We start from the raw sequence: 18,632 nt of genomic DNA on the forward strand, positions 1-18,632 counted from the left end.
GTGAACAAAACGGCCGCCCTCATGGGGCGGCCGTCACGTTTGTGCTGTCCGGACCGGTGACGATTGCGTCGCCGCACCGCATACTCGCGCGCAGTTGGCTATGCTGCTGACAGCATGACGCTGGTTCATTTCTGAGGGATGCTCAATGTTTTACGTGCAACGCGATGCGCAAGGCCAGTTGATTCGCGTGGAAGCCGCGGCCTACGCCGAGGCCACGGAAACGCTGCCCGCCGACCACCACGAAATCCAGGCGTGGTACGCCAACGAAGCCGTGGAAAACAGCCTCAAACAGCTCAAGCAGAGCGACTTTGAGATGATTCGGGTACTCGACGACCTGATTCAGGTGTTGACCCAGAAAGGCGTGATTCGCGTCACCGACCTGCCGCCGGCGGCGCAGGCCAAACTGATGGACCGGACCCAGGCGCGTGAAGCGTTGGGCGGCTTGAGCCAGTTGATCGATGAAGATGAAAGCGGGTTGATCTGATCCGCTCAGAATCAAAAGCCCCTCACCCCAGCCCTCTCCCGGAGGGAGAGGGAGCCGATCAAGTTGTGTGGCGCTATACATCGACCTGAAAAACCGGGTCGATTATGGATTCAAGACAAATCGCTCACGTCGGCGTACTTCCCGAATATCCCCCAATCAGTCCCCTCTCCCTCTGGGAGAGGGCTAGGGTGAGGGTTGCTTTTGCGATGACTCACCGCCAGGGCTTGGGCTCACCCAACAACTGTCCCTGAACCCCATACAAGCCCATCTCGCGAATCACCGACAACTCCCCCTGCGTCTCGACCCGCTCGGCAATCAGCGGCAGATCAATGCTGTGCGCCGCACGCTGGATCGCTTCGATGAACAGGCGTTTGTCGCTCTCCTGATCGATCGCACGAATGTAGCTGCCATCGATCTTCAAGTACGCCAGCCCCAGCCGTGCCAGATTGCCGATCATGCTGAAGCGGCCGCCAAAACGTTGCAGGCTGAGGGAGAAGCCGAGTTCGCGCAGACGTCGGGTCAACTGCTCCAGCACCGCTTGCTCGGGCAATTGCTCCTCGCCGATCTCAAGGGTCAGTCGCGCGCCGAGGTTGGAATGCGCCCGGAGAATTTCGAAGACTTTGTTCAACGCCTGCGGATCGCCCAGGGTCGCCGAAGACAGGTTCAGCGCCAGCGACTCTTCATGCCCTTTCATCTGCTCCAGCACACGTTCGAGCATCAGCCGATCGAGCCGCGCGGTCCAGCCGAAGCGCTCCAGCCACGGCAGGAAGCGCCCGGCCGGAATGGTCTGGCCCTGTTCGTCGAGCAAGCGCGAGAGCACTTTGTAGTGCAGCACCAGTTGCGTGTCCTGCGCCGCTACCACCGGTTGGAAATACAGCTCGAAACGCTGCTGACTCAAGGCCTGGTCAAGCAAGCGATGCCAGGCATGGTGATCGTCACCGACATCGGCATTCAGGCTCTGATCGATGCACGCCCAGCTCTGCTCACCCTGCCCCTCAGCCTGCGCCAGCGCCTGATCGCCAAGGCTGAGCACCGCTTGCGGCGAGTCGCCGTGAGCGAACGGCGCGAGACCGATCGACGCCACCGCCGGCACATCGGTAGCCCCCGTGGCGTGCAGGCTGCTCAGGGCGTTGTCGAGATTTTGCGCCAGTTGCAGCGCCTCCTCACGCACCAGTCCCGGCGCCAGCACGGCGAATTCACCGCCACGAATACGCGTGACGAGGTTCTGCGTTTCCGGGTACTTGGCGCATTCGCGAGACAGTTGCTCACCGACCGCTTTCAACAGTTCATCGGTGCGCTGCCCACCGAGGCGCTGGTTGAGCCCGGCCAGATCCTTCACCCGCAACAGCAACAGATAACCGGAGCTGGCCTGCTCCGGGTTACTCACCCGGTTGTTCAGTTGCATCTCGAAATAGCGCCGGTTAGCCAACCCCGTCAGGTTGTCCTGATACGACTCGGCGCGCAGTTTTTCACTGCGCTCGGCCTGCTCCTGAAACAGCGCCTTGAGCTTCTCGACCATCTGATTCATCGCCTGTACGACGCGACGCAATTCAGGCGTGCGCGGCAGTTCAGGCAAGCTGAGAAACTCGCGGCGGGCAATCGCGTGGGATTGCTGGACCATGTAGTCCAGCGGCTTCAACTGCCGGCGCAGCAGCAGCGCCCCGAGCACCGCACTCACCGCGCCGCAGATCAGCAGCCAGCCGAGACTGCCCAGTGCGCTTTGCCACAACTTTGCCACGGCGAACATCGGGTGGCTGACCACCTCGACCCTTGCAGCCTGCTCCCAGCCACGGCTGACCAGCGCATCGCCACCGGCCGGTTCCAGGCCGATCAGGTTGACGAACCACTGCGGCACGTTGCTCACCACCGGACTGCCGCTGCGTTCGACGATGGTCTGGTCGGTCTTCAGATCGACCACGCGGATGCTCGCGTAGTAACCGCTGTCGAAAATCGAACTGACCAGCAACTCGACCATTGCCGGGTCATCGATATTCGGCGTCAACGACAACGCCAGCGCCGTCGCGGCGTCCTGGGCGTGGGAGCGCAACTGGTTGACGTACTGGGTGCGCGAGCTTTCCAGGCTGACCATGAAGCTGCCAGTGAAGGCAACCACGAGGAACAGGCAGATAGCGATCAACAGCTGTTTGAACAAAGACATCTGAGCGCATGCTCCTAGTTAGTCGTCTCGACCGGAAAACCTTCGGCCTGCATTTTCTTCAACACATCCTGCCAGCGCGACAGGCGTTTGGTGTCACCGACCTTTTTATTGCCCTTGGCCCCGGGCAGATACAGTCCTTCAGCATTGAAAGAGTAGACCGGCAGCAAATCGGTTCGCTGCGACGCCGGCTGGATCGGGTCGATCAGGCTGTCGAGCACCAGCGGCATCGCATCGGGGGTGGCATAGTAAGTCAGCACCATGTGCGCGCGGTTCTGGCGCAGTGCCTTGACGTAGGTGATGCGCAGCTTGTCACTGGACACCCCGAGATGGCGCAGGCTGAAATACTTGGCGATCGCGTAGTCTTCGCAGTCGCCGGCGCCCTTCCACAGTGCTTCGATCGGCGTTTCCCAATAATCGACCTCGTGCCACAGATCGATGTCCTCGACGTAGCGCACCTGCTTGTTGAAAAACAGGTTCACCACTTTGAGCTTTTCCATCTCGCTGGCCTGCTGCTGGGTGGCCAGCAGATTCTGCCAGGCATCGATGCGTTGCTGCCCGGCGCCCAGCGGTCCGTAGAGTGCGGTGGCTTTGCGGCTGATCGCGGAAAAATCCCAATCGGCATGCAGACCGCCCAGCATGACGCCGGCCAGCAGCAGTGCGCAGCCGAGCCAGCGCAGAGTCCGGGGGATCGCGAAACGTACCGCCACAGCAGGTTTCCAGGAGGCAGGATAGAAAGCGTTTGATGGTGAAGCTTAGCCGGCTAAAAAACAATGGCACCATGAGATCATCGCGACCGCGCTAAACTGCAAATGTAACGGAGTTCTTCTACACGGTTTGACAACCTGTAGAGCAATCACTAGTGTCATTTGGATCCAAATTCAGCCGACAACAGGGTGCGTAGTCGTGACACAGAAGCCCAAACCGCTGCACAGCATCAAAGTCGATGGGCCGATCCCTGCGCATCTCGCCCGTTCGGTCATTGAGGAAACCCTGCGCGCCGCCATCCTTGATGGGCGCTTGCCTTGCGGTACGGCCCTGCGCCAGCAGGATCTGGCCGATCTGTTCGGGGTCAGCCGCATGCCGGTGCGCGAAGCCTTGCGCCAGCTCGAAGCGCAAGAGCTGCTCAGCGTTACCGCGCACAAGGGCGCAGTGGTTGCACCTTTGATTCAGGGCGATGCGACCGAAACCTATGAACTGCGAATTCTGCTCGAGACCGAAGCTCTGCGGCAGTCGATACCGTTGCTGACCAGTGCCGACCACGAACGCGCCGCTGCTTATATCGAAGAGCTGGAGCGCCAGCACGACTACAGTGAAATCGGCCGGCTCAACCGCCTGTTTCACATGGCCCTTTACAGCAAGGCGCCTAACCGGCGCCTGTTAAGGCTGGTCGAAGACGGGCTTAACGAAGAAGAACGCTTCCTGCGTTTCAATCTCGAAGCCATGGGCCTGGGCAAGCTGTCTCAGGACGACCACCGGGCGATGCTGCAAGCGGCAATCGCCGGTGATATCGAAGGCTCGGTGAAGCTGCTGGTGAATCACCTTAATCGCGGTGTCGATGTCATTACACGCTTCCTTGCCAGCCCCGCCAGCCAAAGCCGCAAAACCTCACGCTGAGCCCGTCGCTACCGACGAATCACCCGCTTACAAATCCCTCGACCGATCCACCACGAAAGCCAGTGGCGGATTGGCGCGCCCGCTCTAACCTTCCTGCGCCGCTCAGTCCGATTTCGCCCTCCGCGATCACCAATCGGTAATAGCCGTGGCGGCAATTTACCCGCACTCTTGATCCGCCAACCCAATAAAGAACGGGCGACGCACCGCCTCGTCGGCGCAGTCCCCGCACCAGGAACCTACGGAAGGAGCCTTGTCACGGGAAAAGGAAGTACAGGCGCCGGTCACGGCCAACTTTCGCCCCTTTAAAACTCTTAATTCTCTTCAGTAGAAAGTTGCTTCGAGTGAGGCATTCACTCTTGTCGATCAATTTTGGCCGCCATTAGCCGAAAGGAGCAACTACGCCCAAATAAAACTTAAACTAAAAGTTTTATCGACCCTCTTCATATTCAAAAAACTGCCAACTTAAAATAATTAAAAATATACTTGTTAAACACTTTCCGCTTGTATTAGCTTTTCCTCGCCGAGTTTGAACTTCGCCATTCATTCCGGCACATGCCCAACGCTTCACCCGCAGTGACTGCGGCTTTACGGCCGCCAACCCAGAGCGTTGCAGACTGGCACTAGCAACTTTCAGCCATTAGCGCAGGACGTTAACCAGTTGCAGTCTCGACATGAACAAGTCACTGCAGCATTGATTGCGTAGTTGAAAGAGCAGTTCCATTTCATATCAATGATAAAGGACATCATGATGCCCATTAAGAACCAACTCGCCCTGAAAAAAGCTGAACTGAGTGTTCACCCGATCTTTTCCGAGATCACTTCGTTATCGGTATTACGTCGGTTCATGGAGACCCACGTATTTGCGGTATGGGACTTCATGTCGCTGACCAAGCGTCTGCAGCAGGAACTGACCTGCACCCGCTTGCCCTGGCTACCGCCGCGCGATCCGCATGCCGCCCGGCTGATCAACGAAATCGTCTTGGGTGAGGAGTCCGACGATCGCTTGGCAGAGGGTCACTACAGCCACTTCGAGTTGTACCTGGATGCCATGCGCGAAATTGGCGCCAGCACCACCGCGGCGGAGCGCTTTGTCGCCCTGCAACAGGAAGGCGTGAGTTATGACGTGGCGTTGCAAAGTGTCGACGTTGATCCGGCGGCTGCACAATTCGTCCGCGACACCTTGCGCATCGCCCTGCATGCGCCGGGACACAGCGTGGCCGCCGCATTTCTGCACGGTCGCGAGAGCGTGATCCCGACCATGTTCCAGCGCATCCTCGACGATTGGGGCATCGGCATCGAGCAGGCGCCGACCTTTCGCTATTACCTGGAACGGCACATAGAAGTCGATTCCGAGGATCACGGCCCGGCGGCGGAGCAACTGCTGGAGCGTCTGGTCGACGGCGACCCGCAACGCGAGGCCGAGGTCTACGCCAGCGCCATCGCTGCCGTCGAAAGCCGCATTGCCTTGTGGGACGGCCTGCGCCTGAGCATGCGCGAACCGTTGGCCGAGGTGGCCCAATGAACGCCGCCGACTATCAATCTTTCGCGGATGTCTGGGAGAGTCGCGCAACCATTCGCACCCGTCCTCGACGTGTGCTGGAGGACGACGAACGCCTGATCTATCCACTCAGTCGCCAACCGCTGGTGCTCAGCGAAACCTTTCTGCGCGAATGCCCGCAACAGCGTGATTTCGCCCTGGTGCAGACGCTGTACAAGTTCATCAACGATGTGGTGATTTTCGAAACGGAAATCGTCGACAAGACCGCTCGCAGCATCGCCAAGAATCGCTTCGCCGTGGCCTTCCCGTTCGCCTGTCGCTACGACGCGATGACCGTGGTGGTCGACGAGGATTACCACGCGCTGGTGGCCATGGATTTCATGCAGCAGACGGTCGCGATGACCGGCATCGAGCCGATCCGCTTGCCCGACGAAATCGAACTGAGCCGGGCAATCCCGGCCGCCGTGGCGCTGGCACCGGAGCACTTGCGCAGTGCCGTGGAATTGATTTGCGTGGCCATCGCCGAGAACACCGTGACCGGCGATGTCGCGGCGTTCGCCCGCGATGACACGGTCAAACCGTCGATCAAAGGCCTGATGGCCGACCACCTGCTCGACGAAGGTCGCCACTCCAGTTTCTGGGCGCGGATGGTGCGCATCTATTGGCACACGGCCAGCGACGCGGATCGCGCGACCATTGCGCAGATCCTGCCGGTGTTCATCGGCCATTACCTGACCAACGACATCCAGAAAACCTTCGATCTGCGCCTGATCGACGCCTTGCCGGTCAGCGCCGCGACGCGTCGCGCGCTGCAGGACGAAATGACCGGGCTGGCCTTTCCGATCAATCGCCATCACCCGCTGGTGGGCAACATCGTGAAGTTCTTTCACAACAGCTCGCTGCTCGACACACCGTGCGTACAGCACGCCCTGCGCGACTACCTGGTTTGATGAGGAGGCCGACATGAAACGTCTCGACATTTTGCTGATTGGCACCAGCCGCGCCATGACCGACCTGGCGCAGGAACTGGAACAACACGGGCATACATTGACGCGCAGTGGCGCGGCGCAATCGACGGTGAATCTGATCATCGACGACGGCTTCATCGGCGCCGGTGATTTCTGCGCCATCCCCCACCTGCATCTGCGTTTGGGTATCGGTGCACCGAGCCTTGCGGGTTTGCCCTCGCTCGACCTGCTGTGCTTTCTCGGCTCGTCACTGATCAGTCGCGTACCGATTGGCGATGAGCCGTCCGGCAACGGCCAGGCGTTGCGCCAACGGGTGCTGACGCAGGTGGTGGACGAAGTGGCGTTGCTGGTCAGCCGCTTTTCCCGCGACGCGGAATATTTTCAGCAGGCCGCGTCGATGCGGGTGCCGGATTTCGAGCGCATGGAAAACCTGCTGTTTCTCGACAGTCTGGCTTACGTCCACCGTTGCAATGACACAGCGAATGAGCGGCTGTTGGAACAGGCGCAAATCCCGCTGATCGAGCGTCTGCAGCAGAGCTTCATTCAGCATGCCGAACGCTCGGCGCTGCACCTCGCCGAACAGTCGATCAGCTACCGCCAACTGCACACCCACAGCCGCGCCATCCAACAGCGATTGCTGCCGTTGCTGGAGCAATATCCGCAGCCGTGGGTGGTCGGCATCTGCCTGCCGAAAAGCCCTGAGTTGTTTGCTGCGATTGTGGCGATTCTCGGCAGCGGTGCGGTGTACCTGCCGCTGGAACCCAGCCATCCATTGCAGCGCCAGCAATACATCCTGCAGAACGCTGGCGCGCTACTGTTGCTGCACGATGGCGTGCATCCGCTCAGCACAACGATGGCGGGGCTGGACGTCAGTGGCATCGACAGCGCTGCGGCAGATCTCAACCAGCCGTTGCTGCGCCAACGCCCTGAGCTCGATGTGCCGTGCATGGCGCTCTATACCTCAGGCACCACCGGGCATCCCAAAGGCGTCTTGCTCAGTCAGGCCAACCTTGCCCATTTCACCACGTGGTACGCCGACTACGTGCAGCTGCGCGCCGAGAGCCGGGTGCTGCAATTCTCCTCGCTGAGTTTCGACTCGTCGCTGATCGACATCTTTCCGAGCCTGCTCGCAGGCGCCGAACTGGTGGTGCCCGATGACACGCAACGACGCGATCCGCTGCAACTGGTGGCGCTGATCCGCCGGCGACAATTGAGCCACGCCTTCCTGCCACCGGCGCTGTTGAGCATCCTGCCGCTGGAGCAACTGCAAGGCGTCCAAGTGATGACTGGCGGCGATGTCTGCGAGCCGTTTGTCATCGAGCAACTGACCCGCCAGGGCACCCTGCACAATCTCTACGGCCCGACCGAAGCCACGGTGCTGATTACCGCGCGGCAACTGCAACCGGGTGACAGCAACCGCAGCCTCGGCGCGCCCATCGCCAACAGCCAGGTGCTGATTCTCGATGACGATTTGCAGCCAGTGCCGGAGCAAACCGTCGGCGAGTTGTTCATCGTCGGCCCCGGTGTCTGCCTCGGCTATCTGAACAACCCACAGCAGACCGCGGAACGTTATCTGACCCTGCAACTGCCGGATGGCCAAACGCTGCGCGCCTACCGCAGCGGTGACATGGCCAAGTGGGGCGAGCATGGCATTGAGCTGTGCGGGCGGCGCGACAATCAGGTGAAGATTCGCGGTTTCCGGGTCGAGCCGGAAGAGATCGAACGCTGCCTGCGCGAGAGCCAGCAGTACCGGCAAGTGGCGGTGGTGATCGACAGTCAGCGGCGGATTCTGGCGTTCCTCGCCCAACCGCAAGCAGGCACTGCCCGCGATGCACTGAAAGCTCACGCCCAGCAATTTCTACCGGACTACATGCAACCGGTGGCGTGGACCGAGCTGGCCGGCATGCCCTTCGCCAGCAACGGTAAAGTCGACCGCAAAGCCTTGCTGGAACTGCCAGTAAGCGTGCAGGACAACGGCCCGAAGTGCCTGCCGGCCAATGCCGACGAAGCACTGCTGCTGGAGATCTGGGCCGAGTTGCTGGAGCTGCCGGGCAGCGACATTTCTACCGACGAAAGCTTCTTCAATCTCGGCGGCCATTCGATTCTGTTATCGCGGATGTTGCTGCGTTTGCGAGAGGAGTTCGGCCGCAGCATCTCGATCAATCGCTTCATCGAGCTGCCGACCATCATCAAGCTCGCGACTCTGGTTCGCGGCACTGACGACAGCGCCGTGCTCAGCGCCCAGGCCATGGCCGACGCCGAGCGCACGCTGGATATCGAGCCGCTGCCGATCAATTGCATGGGCGATGTGCACAGGGTGATCGTCACCGGTGCCAACAGTTTTGTCGGCGTCCACATCGTCGAGGCGCTGCTCGGTTGGGGCGCCAGCGAAGTGGCGTGTCTGGTGCGTGATGGCGGGGGGCAAACGGCGGCGCAACGGTTTGCTCAGTCACTGCGGGAAAATCGTCTGGAGCATCTGGACCTGAGTCGGGTGCGGGTTTACGCGGCAGACATTACCCGTCCGCAACTGGGCCTGAATGACGAAGATTACCAACGCCTCGATCGCGAGTTCGGCGCACTGGTGCACAACGCCGCGAACGTCAATCACGTACTCGATTACGAGTCGCTGGCGGCAGACAACGTCGAGCCGATTTTCGCTTTGCTGCGGCTGTGTGAAGGGCAAAGCAAAAAGGTCTTCAATTTTGTCTCGACGCTGTCGGCGTCAAGCACGGTCGATGACGCGGGGCGGGTGTTGGAATTGCCGGCCGCGCCCACCCCGCCGATCTACATTCGCAACGGCTACAACCTGTCGAAATGGGTTGGCGAACGCATCCTCGAACGGGCGCGGGAGCGTGGTGTGCGGGTCAATCTGTATCGTCCCGGCAACATCAGTTTCAACAGTCTGAGCGGCGTCTGCCAACCGCACAAAAACCGTTTGATGCTGATGCTCAAGGGTTCGATTCAGCTCGGCCAGGTGCCGGCGTTCGCGCTGAATTTCGACCTGATGCCGGTGGACTTTCTCGCCCGCTTCATTGCCTTCCACGCCAGCCGTTATTCGGCCGAACGTGCGGTGTTCAACCTGCACAACCCCGAGCCGCTGAGCTGGGACGCCTACGTCGCTTCGTTCCGCGAAACCGGCAGCGAGTTCGCGCTGGTCAGCGTCGCCGACTGGCAGCAGCAACTGGGCCGCGTCGATGCCGACAACGCGCTGTTCGGCGTACTCGGCTTCTACCTCAACGGTTTTGAAGAAGACATCGGCGACATCTCGCTGATCGGCCACGCCAACGCCGAGGCCGGCGTGCAGCAGATGGGCGCGCACTACCCGCAGAAATCCCCGGCGCTGCTGCGTCGCGGCTGCGACTACCTGAAAGAAATCAACTTCATCTAGTTCATCAAAAAGGAGCAACACCATGAGCACTCTGCAACCCGACACCCTGATCAAAAACCCGCACGGCTGCCACGTTGTATCGTCGGTGGAAGTGCCGACAGACGCGGCGCAAGTCTGGGCGGTGGTCGGCAACTTCGGCGGTTTCGATCGCTTTATTCCGGCGCTGTCGCACATCGAATTGATTGGCGAAGGCGTGTCTTCGCTGCGCAAGAAATGCTTCAAGGACGGCAACGTCGTAGTCGAGCAACTGAACTCCCGCGATGAGCAGGCACGCAGCATGACCTGGACGACGATTTACAACACATTGGGGGTGGCGAATCTGTGGGCGGCGATGAATGTGGAAGCGTTGGGCGAAGGGAAATCCCGGGCGACGTGGACGATCATTGCCGAGCCGGCCTCGGGCGGCGAAGAAGCGCTGCCGGGGTTCAAGGAGTTTGTGCAGGGGTTTGCGGATGATGCGATGGGGAATGTATTGAAGCTGTTTGTTTAAGGCTTCGACTTTGCGGTGATTGTCAGACCGCTTTCGCGAGCAGGCTCGCTCCCACAGGGAAATACATTCCAAATGTGGGAGCGAGCCTGCTCGCGAAGAACGATAACGCGGTCAGATCTTGAAGCTGTCGACCAGTTGCTTCAGGCGGTTGGCCTGCTGTGACAACGCATCACAATCCTTCAACGTTTCATTGAGGTTGGCCACGCTCTGCTGGTTCAGCAGGTTGATCTGGTTAACGTCGACGTTGAGGGTTTCCACCACGGCGGTCTGCTCTTCAGTGGCCGCTGCCACCGACTGGTTCATGCCGTCGATTTCGCCGATGCGCTGAGTCACGCTGACCAGACGCAAACCGGCCTGATTGGCTACTTCCACGCTCTGCTCGCTGGAGGCCTGACTGGCGTTCATGGTGGTCACCGCTTCGCGCGAACCGATCTGCAGCGAGGTGATCATCTTGTGGATCTCTTCCGCCGACTCCTGAGTGCGATGGGCAAGGTTACGCACCTCGTCCGCCACCACCGCAAACCCACGCCCGGCTTCACCAGCACGCGCCGCTTCGATCGCGGCGTTGAGCGCGAGCAGGTTGGTTTGCTGCGAGATACCTTTGATCACATCGAGGATGTGACCGATGTTGTCGGTGCTCGCGTTCAGGGTTTCGATCTGGGTGCACGACAGGCTGATCTTTTGCGACAGCTCGGTCATTGCCTGGATGGTTTGCTCAACCACCTGACGACCGTCATCAGCCTGCTCGCTCGCGCCGCTGGCATGCTGCGAAGCATCGGCAGCATTGCGCGCAATTTCCTGAGTGGCAGCGCCCAGTTCGTTGATCGCTGCCGCGACGCTGTTGGTGCGCGCGCTTTGCTCGTCAGAGCCGACGATCGAGGCGTTGGACGAAGCCATCACCCGCTGCGACAAGTCATGCACATGACGGGTCGCCGAGGACACTTCGGAAATCGAGGCGTGAATCCGCTCTACGAATTGGTTGAATGCGCTGCCCAGTTCGCCGAATTCGTCTTTGCTTTCGACCACCAGGCGACGGGTCAGATCGCCTTCGCCCTGTGCGATGTCCTGCATTGCGCGGCCCATGGTGGTCAGCGGACGCATCAAGACGTTGATCAACAGGCTCAGCAGCAGCGCGATGGCCGCCACGGCGACAAACATCGCGATCAACGCCGACGTACGGAATTGGCTGAGTGCAGCGTAGGCTTTGTCTCTGTCGATCGACAGACCGATGTACCACTGCGCATTCGGCAGGTCGCTGACCGGAGTAAACGAGAGGATTCGTTCCTGGCCGTTGAGCACCACGTTCTGGTTGCCCTTCTCGATGCGCACGCTGGAGTTCGGGTAGATGTCTTTCAGGTTCTTCATCACCTGATCCTTGTCCGGGCTGACGATCACTTGACCGTCGCCGCTGACCAGGAACGCGTGGCCGAGGCCACCGAAGTCCACCGAGTTGATGATCTTCACCAGGGTTTCCAGGCTCAGGTCACCACCGACGACGCCGAGCAGCTCGCCGTTCTTTTTCACCGGCATGGCGATGGTCACCACCAAACCGCCGACAGCTGCCATGTATGGCGGCGTCAGCATGGTTTTGTCGGCGGCCACCGCTTGCTTGTACCAAGGGCGCTGACGTGGGTCGTAACCGTCCGGCATCTTCGCGTCAGGACGCTGGGTGAACACACCGTTGGCCTGGCCGACGTAGGTGAACTGGAAGTTCGAGGTGAACGCCGGCTGGTCGACCAGACCCGGGAAGTCCGCGTCCTTGCCCTGGTGAGCGACGTTCTGCGCGAGGTTCTCCAACACCAGAATCCGTCCGCTCATCCAGTTCTGCACGCTACTAGCGGTCAGATCGCCGGCCTGCTGTACGGAGGACTGAAGGTTCTGGCGAATGGTGTTTCGCTGCAGATAGTCGTTGTAGAGAGTGAACAGCGCGAACGCCAGGACCACGACGCCCGAGGCGGCCAACAGAATTTTATGGCTGAACTTGAGATTCATTTCATGGGACTTCTTATGCCAAAAGTGGGGATGCGTTCCGGTTGCAACATTCCATGTACAGCGCAGGCAGCGTTCTTCTGGCCGCTCTACTTTGGTGCACGCATGTCTCACCAGTCTGTCGGCACGTGTCGGAGAAATCTTAGGGTCGAATGGGAAATGGATGGAATTAGTGCCAGATTCCCGCCGAACGGCGTGCCAGAGCGGCTGCGACAGAAATTTTCAGGGTTGATGTTCGAGCGGCAGTTGCAAATTATCCAACCCTTGCTGACAATGCGACTAATTATCATTTGTGACGTCCGGGCTGTCGCGTTCATGTCCTCACCTGAGTTTGCCGTACAGGCGCTTTACAGTAGTCATCATGGCTGGCTCAACGCTTGGCTGCGCGCACGGCTGGGCAACGCCGCAGATGCAGCGGATCTGGCGCAGGACACTTTCGTCCGTCTGCTGCAACGTACCGAACGCCTCGAACTCAAAGCACCACGCGCCTTTCTGCGCACCATTGCTCGCGGGCTGGTGATCGACCACTGGCGTCGTGAGGAGATCGAACGCGCCTACCTTGAAGCCATCGCCCACCTGCCTGAAGTCGAAACCCCGAGTGCCGAAGCCCGAGCGCTGGTGATCGAACTGCTGGAAAGCATCGCGCGCATGCTGGAAGGATTGAAGCCGAAAGTGCGTCAGGCATTTCTCCTGGCGCAGTGCGAAGGTTTGACTCACAAGCAGATTGCCGAAGAAATGGGCCTGTCGCTTCGCTCAGTGGAACGCTACGTCGCCGATGCGCTGTTTCATTGCTATGTATTGCGGTACGCAAGCTGATGCCGGTGGATAACCTGTCACTTGGCCGACGCGCCGAGCCCCAGCAGAAAGCGGTCAAGCAGGCCATTCACTGGTTGCTGCGCCTGCGCAACAACCACGGCAATTCGCGCCTCAACCGCCAGTGCGAGCAGTGGCGCGCCGAGCACCATGAGCACGAACTCGCGTGGCAACGAGTGCAATCGCTGCAAGCCGAGTTGAGCAACAACCTGCGCGCCGTACCGGGTGCGCACGTGGCGTTGAAGACCCTGGAAAACAGCGCGCAAGGCCTGGGACGGCGACAGGCGCTGAAGCTGTTGTCGGGCGCGTTGTTGATGGGCTCTGCCGCGTGGCTGGCCAAGGACACCTCGGCGTGGCAGCAATGGAGCGCCGATTACGCCACGGCGACCGGTGAGCGGCGCGGCTTTCAGTTGCCCGATGGCACGCGCCTCGAACTCAATACCGCCAGTGCCGTGGATCTCGATTACACGGCGCAACAACGACTGATCAAACTGAGCCGTGGCGAAATCATCGTCAGTTGTGGCGGCGCGGATGAAGGCGCACCGGTTCATCGACCGCTGCGTGTAGAGAACCGTCACGGCACTTATGAGCCGCTCGATGCGCGCTTCATCCTGCGTCAGGAGCACGATTGCACGCGGCTCAGCGTGACCAGCGGGCGTGTCGCCATTCACGCCGGTGGCACTTCGATTGAAGCGCGCGCCGGGCAAAGTTATCTGATCGACCGGCGTCAGGTGCGGCCAGCGCCGCTGCTGAATATGGATGCCGGTGCCTGGGTCGACGGCTTGATCGTCACGCGAAATATGCGCCTGGGCGATTTCCTCGCTGAAGTCGGGCGTTATCGCCAGGGCTTTCTCACCTGCGCATCGGAAGTCGCGGACTTGCGCCTGTCCGGCGTGTTCCGCCTGGAGAACACCGACAAGCTGCTGGCGGTGCTGCCACAGACCTTGCCAGTGCAATTGCGCTATCGCACGCGCTGGTGGGTGACGCTGGAGCGAGTGGCCTGAAATTATTCTGGCGGGTTTTTGCAGCAAGTCCGGCTTAGTCAGTAAGCACTTCAACCCAAGCGTTTGCGACTTCCTACGGAAACCTACAATGACTGTCCGCGCCACCAGTAAAAACCCTCTGAATTTCACGGCCGAATCGGGCCTGTTGCGCCACGCCGTTCGGGCGGCGCTGTTTTCTACCGCCCTGGGTGTGGCGGTGTTGCCTAGCGTGAGTCTGGCGGCCGGCACTGCCAACAGTGAAGTCGGCCAGCGCTTCAGCATTGCTGCCGGGCCGTTGGGCGAAGCGCTGAATCAGTTCGCGCGTCAGGCCGGCATCACCCTGTCGATGACGCCACAGCAGACTCAAGGACACCAATCGCCGGGTGTGCAGGGCGAGTATTCAACCGATCAGGCGCTGAGCCATTTGCTCGGCGGTTCGGGTCTGGAAGCTCTCAGCCAGGATGGCAGCAGCTACATTCTGCGCCCGATCGCGGAGACCGAAGCGCTGGCTTTACCGACCACCGATATCAAAGGCTTCGCCCTCGGCAACGCGCTGGGCAGCATGGACGGCTACAACGCGACACACAGCCAGATCGCCACGAAAACCAGTACCGCATTGCTGGAAACGTCGCAAAGCGTGTCCGTGGTCACTCGCGAGCAAATGGACGACCAGGGCTCGCAAACCGTCTCACAGGCGATGCGCTACACCCCCGGCGTGCTGACCAACCCCTATGGCGCAACGCACCGTTACGACTACGTGGCGATGCGCGGTTTCAACGACGGCTCGGTGGATAACATCTACCTCGATGGCCTCAAGTCGATGGGCGACAGCGGCACTTACAGCACCATGCAGGTCGATCCGTATTTCCTTGAGCGCGTGGATATTCTCAAGGGGCCATCTTCGGTGCTGTACGGCCGCAGTTCGCCGGGCGGGTTGGTGGCACTGACCAGCAAAAAGCCGTTGTACGAGGCTTACCATCAGGTCCAGGCCACGGTTGGCACGCAGGGGCAGCGCGGGGTCGGTTTCGACTTCAGCGGCCCGGTCGATGACGACAAGCGCATCGCCTATCGTCTGATCGGTTTAACGGATCAGTCCGACACCCAATTCGACCACAATAAAGAAAAGCGCTTCGCCCTGGCGCCGACCGTCAGCATCGATTTCAATGAAGATACTTCGCTGACCCTGCAGGCTTATCTGCAACATGATCCGGATGGCGGCTACCACGGTGGCGTGCCGGCGGATGGCACGATTCATCAGCGTAATGGCAATCGCATTTCGCCGCATTTCTTCGAGGGCGAGCCGGGCATCGATGGTTATTCGCGTGATCAGCAATCCTTCGGTTATCAGTTCGAACATCGCTTCAACGATGTCTTCACCGCGCGGCAGAACTTCCGTTACCTCGACTCCAAAGTGAACATGGATCAGGTCTATGCCTATGGCTGGACCACACCGACCAGCAACGAGCTGAACCGCTATTACACCGGTGGTGACGAGCGACTGCATGCGTTCATCGTCGACAATATGCTTCAGGCTGAATTTTTCACCGGCGCCACCAAGCACACGGTACTCATGGGCGCGGACTATCAGCGCCGCAAGACCGTGGTCGACTGGACCAGCGGCGGCCTCGCGCCGATCAACGCGTTCAATCCGGTGTATGGCAACTCGGCGATCGATATGTACGGCGATACCAGCTATCTGCGTCGTCTGGAGCAGACCGGTGTGTATCTGCAAGACCTGATCGAAATGGATAAATGGCGCTTCTCGCTGGGCCTGCGCCAGGACTGGGTCGAGACCTCCGACGAAAACCGCATCGCCGAAGCGGGGCGCCCGGAAGGCACCGAGATCAATGACCGCCGCACCAAACTCACTGGCCGCGCCGGTGCGCTGTATTTGTTCGATAACGGCCTGGCGCCGTACATCAGCTACTCCGAGTCGTTTAACCCGAACTCCTATGCGGACAGCGCCGGTAATCCACTGGCACCTACCGATGGCACGCAGTGGGAAGTCGGCCTGAAGTATCAACCGCCGGGTACTGACAACCTGTTCACCGCGTCGCTGTTCCGTATCGATCAGGAGAACCTGGCAACCAAACTGCCACAGGAAAACTTCTATCGCGCGGTAGGTGCAGTCCGCTCTCAAGGCCTGGAACTTGAAGCGCACATGCAGCTGACCGACAACCTGAAAGTGCTCGGCAGCTATACCTTCACCGATATCGAGTACTCGAAGTCGATGGTCAGTACGCTGAGCACGCCAACCGACGTCATCGAAAACAAGGGCAACTCTCCGACCCAGGCTCCGCGCCATATGGCATCGCTGTGGGCTGACTACAAATTCGACAGCGCAGCACTCGATGGTCTGCGCCTGGGCGGCGGTGTGCGCTATGTCGGCTACAGCTGGGCGGATGCGGAAAATACTTTGAAGGTGCCGTCCTACACATTGTTCGACGCTTCGATTGGCTATGACCTGGGCAAGGTGGGCTTGAAGGGTGTCGACGTACGCTTGAATGCGAACAACCTGACCAACGAGTCCTACGTGGCCTCCTGCGCCAGCCTGAACTTCTGCTACATGGGCGAAGAGCGCAACGTCGCGGCGACGGTCAGTTACCAGTTCTAAGTTTTTGTCCTGTGCATAAAAAAGCCAGCCCCTGAATCTCAGGGGCTGGCTTTGTCGTTCTGAAGGGAAATTTTCATGCGCGCAACTCTGGTTTTGCTGCATCGCTATATAGGTTTGGCCACGGCGGTATTTTTACTCCTGGCCGGAGTCACCGGGAGCATTCTGGCGTTTAACCATGAGCTTGATGAATGGTTGAATCCGCAGTTTTATTCGGCCTCTGCACAGGGGACGCAACTGCCACCGGGCGAGCTGGTTGATACGCTGCAAGCTGCGCATCCGAAGCTGCAGGTCTGGTACATGGAGTATCCGCATGAGGTGGGGCATACCGCATTGCTGGCGGCTGTCGCGCGCAATGATCCGGCGACCGGCAAGCCGTTCGATGAGCGTAATCAGGTGTTCTATCTGGATCCGGTGAGTGCCGAAGAGAAAGGTCGACGGTACTGGGGCGAGTGTTGTTTTCAACGGGAGAATTTTGTCCCGTTCATTCTCGAGTTCCACTACAACCTGACATTGCCGGGGAATTGGGGACTGTGGCTGATGGGCCTGGTTGCCATCGCTTGGGTGATCGATTGTTTTGTCGCGTTATGGCTGACGCTGCCGCGTAGAAAGCCATTCTGGAAGAAATGGTCGACAGCGTGGAAGGTCAAGGGCGGCCATGTCTATCGAATTAACTTCGACCTGCATCGTGCGGGGGGATTGTGGTTGTGGCTATTGTTGCTGCCGATCGCAGTCAGCAGTGTGGCGATGAATTTGCCGAGTCAGGTATTCAAGCCTGTAGTGTCGTTGCTTTCACCGATTGAGCCGAGCGTCTATGAGGCGCGGGGACGAATGCCTCCTGCGGAGTTGGGCGTGACGCAATTGAGTTATCAACAGGCATACGAGAGGGCGTTACAGGAGGGAAAACGATTAGGACTGACGGCGGCAATCGGGGAGTTGTATTACAGCTTTGAGTACAACTTCTACGGCGCAGGGTTTGGGCAACACGACACAGAAGCGCATGGCAAATCCTGGTTGTTCTTTCATGGCACGGACGGACGATTATTGGGACAGGAGATCGCAGGGCAAGGCACGCTGGGAGAGCGGTTCTATCGGTTGCAGTTACCGATACACGGTGGACGAATCATTGGCGTTACCGGACAAGTGATGATCGCGGTATTAGGTATTTTGATTGCGGGGCTGTCTGGGACTGGCGTCTACATCTGGTGGCGCAAATGGCAGGCTCGAGGTATCAGCAAGGCACGCAAAGCAGTTTGCTGATTGGTTTTTGCAGGCACTGAAATGACAAAACCCCTGTCTGCGTTAGCAGACAGGGGTCTCGGAATTTAATCTTGACGATGACCTACTCTCACATGGGGAAACCCCACACTACCATCGGCGATGCATCGTTTCACTACTGAGTTCGGGATGGGATCAGGTGGTTCCAACGCTCTATGGTCGTCAAGAAATTCTGTATCTGACTCGTCAACACGGTAACAAGCCAGCAAAAACGGTTACTTCTACTAAAACAAAACCCCAACTGCTTTCGCAATTGGGGTTTCGGAATTTAATCTTGACGATGACCTACTCTCACATGGGGAAACCCCACACTACCATCGGCGATGCATCGTTTCACTGCTGAGTTCGGGATGGGATC

At 59.5% G+C, this 18,632-nt stretch carries 13 protein-coding genes and 2 rRNA genes; 10 read left to right on the forward strand and 5 right to left on the reverse strand.

The annotated features are described in order from the left end of the window. Nucleotides 1-145: 145 nt before the first annotated feature. Nucleotides 146-484 (forward strand): tryptophan synthase subunit beta, encoded by a 339-nt coding sequence (locus ACIPZE_RS12495; protein ID WP_129387275.1) that lies wholly within the window; start codon nt 146-148, stop codon nt 482-484. A gap of 211 nt (nt 485-695) precedes the next feature. On the opposite strand, the gene lapD is transcribed toward ACIPZE_RS12495, so the two are convergent. Further along, the gene (gene lapD, locus ACIPZE_RS12500; RefSeq protein ID WP_283438149.1) at nt 696-2,642 is read right to left on the reverse strand and encodes a cyclic di-GMP receptor LapD; all 1,947 of its coding nucleotides are present in this window, start codon (nt 2,640-2,642) and stop codon (nt 696-698) included. A gap of 14 nt (nt 2,643-2,656) precedes the next feature. Beyond that, on the reverse strand, nt 2,657-3,349 hold the full coding sequence (lapG, locus tag ACIPZE_RS12505; protein ID WP_129387269.1) for a cysteine protease LapG: 693 nt from the start codon (nt 3,347-3,349) through the stop codon (nt 2,657-2,659). A gap of 196 nt (nt 3,350-3,545) precedes the next feature. Here lapG and ACIPZE_RS12510 point away from each other — a divergent pair, with 196 nt between their 5' ends. From ACIPZE_RS12510 to ACIPZE_RS12530, 5 genes are all read left to right on the forward strand, one after another. Further along, nucleotides 3,546-4,256 (forward strand): GntR family transcriptional regulator, encoded by a 711-nt coding sequence (locus tag ACIPZE_RS12510; RefSeq protein WP_283438150.1) that lies wholly within the window; start codon nt 3,546-3,548, stop codon nt 4,254-4,256. Nucleotides 4,257-5,004: 748 nt separating this feature from the next. Next, a complete protein-coding gene (locus tag ACIPZE_RS12515) occupies nt 5,005-5,778 on the forward strand; it encodes a DUF3050 domain-containing protein (protein ID WP_400773091.1) in 774 nt (257 codons plus the stop codon). After that, nucleotides 5,775-6,704, forward strand: coding sequence for a diiron oxygenase (locus tag ACIPZE_RS12520; protein WP_283438152.1), 930 nt, complete (start codon nt 5,775-5,777; stop codon nt 6,702-6,704). The genes ACIPZE_RS12515 and ACIPZE_RS12520 overlap by 4 nt, the downstream gene beginning before the upstream one ends. 13 nt (nt 6,705-6,717) lie before the next feature. Next, nucleotides 6,718-10,110, forward strand: a complete 3,393-nt coding sequence (locus ACIPZE_RS12525; protein WP_400773093.1) for a non-ribosomal peptide synthetase — start codon at nt 6,718-6,720, stop codon at nt 10,108-10,110. Nucleotides 10,111-10,132: 22 nt separating this feature from the next. Continuing rightward, a complete protein-coding gene (locus ACIPZE_RS12530; RefSeq protein ID WP_283438154.1) occupies nt 10,133-10,600 on the forward strand; it encodes an SRPBCC family protein in 468 nt (155 codons plus the stop codon). Nucleotides 10,601-10,711: 111 nt separating this feature from the next. Here the strand turns inward: ACIPZE_RS12530 and ACIPZE_RS12535 are convergent, their stop codons facing one another. After that, nucleotides 10,712-12,592, reverse strand: a complete 1,881-nt coding sequence (locus ACIPZE_RS12535) for a methyl-accepting chemotaxis protein (protein ID WP_129387251.1) — start codon at nt 12,590-12,592, stop codon at nt 10,712-10,714. Between the two features lie 312 nt (nt 12,593-12,904). Between ACIPZE_RS12535 and ACIPZE_RS12540 the strand changes: the two genes are divergently transcribed. The 4 genes from ACIPZE_RS12540 to ACIPZE_RS12555 all read left to right on the forward strand — a co-directional run bounded on the left by ACIPZE_RS12540 (nt 12,905) and on the right by ACIPZE_RS12555 (nt 18,256). Then, nucleotides 12,905-13,405 carry a sigma-70 family RNA polymerase sigma factor gene (locus ACIPZE_RS12540; RefSeq protein ID WP_400773096.1) on the forward strand — a complete coding sequence of 167 codons (501 nt, stop codon included), beginning with the start codon at nt 12,905-12,907 and terminating at the stop codon, nt 13,403-13,405. Then, complete coding sequence (locus ACIPZE_RS12545) at nt 13,405-14,406, forward strand: FecR domain-containing protein (RefSeq protein ID WP_400773098.1); 1,002 nt, start codon at nt 13,405-13,407, stop codon at nt 14,404-14,406. Before ACIPZE_RS12540 ends, ACIPZE_RS12545 begins: the two co-directional genes overlap by 1 nt. 88 nt (nt 14,407-14,494) lie before the next feature. Beyond that, nucleotides 14,495-16,999, forward strand: a complete 2,505-nt coding sequence (locus tag ACIPZE_RS12550) for a TonB-dependent siderophore receptor (RefSeq protein ID WP_400773099.1) — start codon at nt 14,495-14,497, stop codon at nt 16,997-16,999. Nucleotides 17,000-17,074: 75 nt separating this feature from the next. After that, a complete protein-coding gene (locus tag ACIPZE_RS12555; protein ID WP_400773101.1) occupies nt 17,075-18,256 on the forward strand; it encodes a PepSY-associated TM helix domain-containing protein in 1,182 nt (393 codons plus the stop codon). Between the two features lie 69 nt (nt 18,257-18,325). On the opposite strand, the gene rrf (ACIPZE_RS12560) is transcribed toward ACIPZE_RS12555, so the two are convergent. Together rrf (ACIPZE_RS12560) and rrf (ACIPZE_RS12565) are read right to left on the reverse strand one after the other, a co-directional pair. Further along, a 5S ribosomal RNA gene (rrf, locus tag ACIPZE_RS12560) occupies nt 18,326-18,441 on the reverse strand. A gap of 105 nt (nt 18,442-18,546) precedes the next feature. After that, nucleotides 18,547-18,632: ribosomal RNA gene (gene rrf / locus ACIPZE_RS12565) — 5S ribosomal RNA — on the reverse strand; the annotation flags it as partial.

The sequence above is a fragment of the Pseudomonas sp. NPDC089741 genome (assembly GCF_044748825.1).
Taxonomy (GTDB): domain Bacteria; phylum Pseudomonadota; class Gammaproteobacteria; order Pseudomonadales; family Pseudomonadaceae; genus Aquipseudomonas; species Aquipseudomonas helmanticensis.

Bases quoted from the DNA above. Each gene is read 5' to 3' on its own strand.
- ACIPZE_RS12550 (WP_400773099.1), top strand. From the start codon at position 14,495: ATGACTGTCCGCGCCACCAGTAAAAACCCTCTGAATTTCACGGCCGAA.
- ACIPZE_RS12540 (WP_400773096.1), top strand. From the start codon at position 12,905: ATGTCCTCACCTGAGTTTGCCGTACAGGCGCTTTACAGTAGTCATCAT.
- ACIPZE_RS12545 (WP_400773098.1), top strand. From the start codon at position 13,405: ATGCCGGTGGATAACCTGTCACTTGGCCGACGCGCCGAGCCCCAGCAG.
- ACIPZE_RS12555 (WP_400773101.1), top strand. From the start codon at position 17,075: ATGCGCGCAACTCTGGTTTTGCTGCATCGCTATATAGGTTTGGCCACG.
- lapD (WP_283438149.1), bottom strand. From the start codon at position 2,642: ATGTCTTTGTTCAAACAGCTGTTGATCGCTATCTGCCTGTTCCTCGTG.
- ACIPZE_RS12495 (WP_129387275.1), top strand. From the start codon at position 146: ATGTTTTACGTGCAACGCGATGCGCAAGGCCAGTTGATTCGCGTGGAA.
- ACIPZE_RS12535 (WP_129387251.1), bottom strand. From the start codon at position 12,592: ATGAATCTCAAGTTCAGCCATAAAATTCTGTTGGCCGCCTCGGGCGTC.
- ACIPZE_RS12530 (WP_283438154.1), top strand. From the start codon at position 10,133: ATGAGCACTCTGCAACCCGACACCCTGATCAAAAACCCGCACGGCTGC.
- ACIPZE_RS12520 (WP_283438152.1), top strand. From the start codon at position 5,775: ATGAACGCCGCCGACTATCAATCTTTCGCGGATGTCTGGGAGAGTCGC.
- ACIPZE_RS12515 (WP_400773091.1), top strand. From the start codon at position 5,005: ATGCCCATTAAGAACCAACTCGCCCTGAAAAAAGCTGAACTGAGTGTT.
- ACIPZE_RS12525 (WP_400773093.1), top strand. From the start codon at position 6,718: ATGAAACGTCTCGACATTTTGCTGATTGGCACCAGCCGCGCCATGACC.